The organism is Kitasatospora sp. NPDC007106, from assembly GCF_040634455.1.
In the GTDB taxonomy this organism is placed as follows: domain Bacteria; phylum Actinomycetota; class Actinomycetes; order Streptomycetales; family Streptomycetaceae; genus Kitasatospora; species Kitasatospora arboriphila.
The window spans coordinates 1-2,520 of record NZ_JBEYFP010000820.1 but is presented as its reverse complement, the minus strand read 5'-3'; the positions used below and the strand labels follow the sequence as shown (position 1 = coordinate 2,520).

Here is a 2,520-nt window from a genome sequence, read left to right as displayed (position 1 = left end):
GATCAGCCCGCGGGCACCGTGTCGGTGAACGAGGTGCCCGCGGCGCGGTAGCCGGCGACCTTGACCGCGACCTGCGCGGGGCTGAGCACCTGGTCCTTCACGAAGTACACGTAGTCGACCTGCTCGTCGTAGGAGCGCGGGGTGCTGCCGGTCTGCCCGTTGAGGTCGATCAGCCAGTGGTTGAAGTCGATCCACTGCGGCGTCTCGGGCAGGTACGGCTCGCCGTGCACCGCGAACACCCGTCCGTCGATGTAGTAGGTGATCGCCGTGCCGTCGATGGTGATCTGCAGGTCGTGCCAGCCGTCGAACGAGGTGCGGCTCTCGGTGTGGGTGTTGACGGCGTTCCACGGGTCCGGGTTGTAGGTCTCCCAGGACGTCGTGTACATGATGTCGCCCTGCTCGCCCCAGCCGCCGTTGGGCAGGTACTCGAAGTCCTGCTCGCCGTAGTCCGGGTCCATCGGCGCGTTGAGCGGGGTGAAGGCGAAGAACGTCTGGTTGACGTGGTCGCCGTCGGGTCCGCCGCTCGGGGTGTCGTCGAACCTCACCCGGGCCGCGTAGGTGCCGTTCTTGAACTTGCGGGCGGTGGTCTGGATCTCCGTCTCCCGGGTGCCGACGGCGGTGCCGTCGGTGGTGAGGCGGAGGTTCATCACCGAGTTGGCGAAGGTGACGTCGGCCGGCGACCAGGTCGCGCCGGGCACGCCCGGGCCGCCCTGGCCGGACTTCACCGTCCAGCCGTGCTGCTGCAGCGCCGGGTCGCTGCTGGAGCCGTAGCCGAAGTCGTCGAAGAGGGCGGGCGCGTTCGGGTCGGTCGGCGGGGTCGTCGGGGGTGTGGTGGGCGGCGTGGTCGGGGGCGTGGTCGGGGTGTTGCCGTCCGGGGCGGTGCCCCAGACGAGCGCGCCGGAGCGCTGCAGGGTGACCTTGTCCCAGGTGGCGTAGCTGGTGCGGGCGGCGCCGAAGGAGTAGTCGTCGGACTGGGTGAGGGTCTGCCAGTCCGAGCGGTAGAAGCGCAGCTGCATGTCGCCGGTGTTCTGCCCGGGGGCGAGCGAGCCGGCGCCCGCGGTGAAGCCGATCTCCAGGTAGCGGTCGGCGGTCGCGGTCGGGTTCGCGAGGGTGCCGAAGGTGCCGGTGATGTTGCCGCAGCCCTTGACCGCCCAGGAGCAGGCGAAGCGGTAGGCGGTCGTCGGGCCGTCGGCCTTGAAGTAGTAGCGCAGCTTGAGCTCGCTCAGCGGCACGCTGGTCGAGCCGGTGTTGACCACCTCCAGCCAGGGTTCGGCCTGGTCGGCGGTGGCACCGGTGGCGCTGGTGCGGTACTGGACGCTCAGCGCGTCGGTCGCGGCCGAGGCCGGCGGGGTGAGCAGCGCGGCGCCGGCCAGGCCGGCGGCGACGCAGACGGCCGTCGCGGTGCGCAGACGGCGCGGGACGCGGGGCTTTCCTGACACGGTGTTCCCTCTCTCCGTGGGGGCGGTGCGGACGCGGGCGCCGCGGTCTGCGGGCACCCGGGCGGTGCAGGGAGCGAACGGGTGGTGCGGATCGGGGGCGGCCGGTGGGCCGCGGGCGGCGCGGGCGCAGGGCGGCGCGGGGTCAGCGGGGTCAGAGGTCCGCCGGCAGGCCGAGCGCCGCCAGTCTCGGGCGGTGGCCGGTGAGGGCCCGTTCGAAGGCGGGCCAGTCGGTGTCCGGGTTCCAGGCGCGCTCGGCGAGGGCGCACAGCCGGGGGTAGAGCCGGCGGTCGGCCTCCGCGGGGTCGGGCACGAACTCGGTCCACAGCTGGGCCTGGGCGCCGAGCACCCGGGCCCGGGCCTCCTCCGGCCAGTGCGCGGGGGCCGGGTCGAGCCCGTGGACGGCCCGCAGGTCGACCACCGCGCCGTCCTGGCCGAGCGGCTCACCGGGACGGTCGGAGGCGGGGTAGTCCAGGTAGGTCGCGCGGTAGGGCGCCATCACGATGTCGTGGCCGCGCCGGGCGGCGTCCAGGCCGTGGTCGGCGTCCCGCCAGGGCATCACGGTGAACTCCGGCGGCAGGCCGGGGCTGCTGCTGTCCTCGGCCCAGCAGACCGGCCGGCGGCCGTGCTCCAGCAGGTGGGCGCCGACCCGGCCGAGGAACCAGCCGTGCAGCTCCTCGGGCGAGGCGAGGCCGAGCTCGGCGGCGCGCCGCCGGGCGGACGGGGCGGCCTCCCACTCGGCGGTGGGGCACTCGTCGCCGCCGAGGTGCACGTACGGCGAGGGGAAGACGTCCATCACCTCGTCCAGCACGTCGGTGCAGAAGGCCAGCGCCTCCTCGTGCACCCCGAGGACGTTCTCGCAGACGCCCCACTCCGTCCACACGTCGAGCCGCCGTTCGGGGTGGTTGCCGAGCCTCGGGTGGGCGGCGAGGGCGGCGCGGGCGTGGCCGGGCATCTCGATCTCGGGGACGACGGTGACCCCGCGCTCGGCCGCGTGGCGGACGAGGCCGCGCAGTTCGGCCTTGGTGTACGTCACCGCCGAGGTCACCCCGCACCACCTGCTGCTCACCGACGAGCTGGTGCG

At 74.0% G+C, this 2,520-nt stretch carries 2 protein-coding genes; both read right to left on the bottom strand.

Going from position 1 to position 2,520, the window contains the following annotated elements; translation table 11 throughout:
* Positions 1–2: 2 nt before the first annotated feature.
* Positions 3–1,373 (bottom strand): cellulose binding domain-containing protein, encoded by a 1,371-nt coding sequence (locus ABZ641_RS32805; protein ID WP_359987767.1) that lies wholly within the window; start codon positions 1,371–1,373, stop codon positions 3–5.
* A gap of 217 nt (positions 1,374–1,590) precedes the next feature.
* The coding region (locus tag ABZ641_RS32800; protein WP_359987764.1) for a family 20 glycosylhydrolase at positions 1,591–2,520 on the bottom strand (930 nt) is incomplete at its 5' end.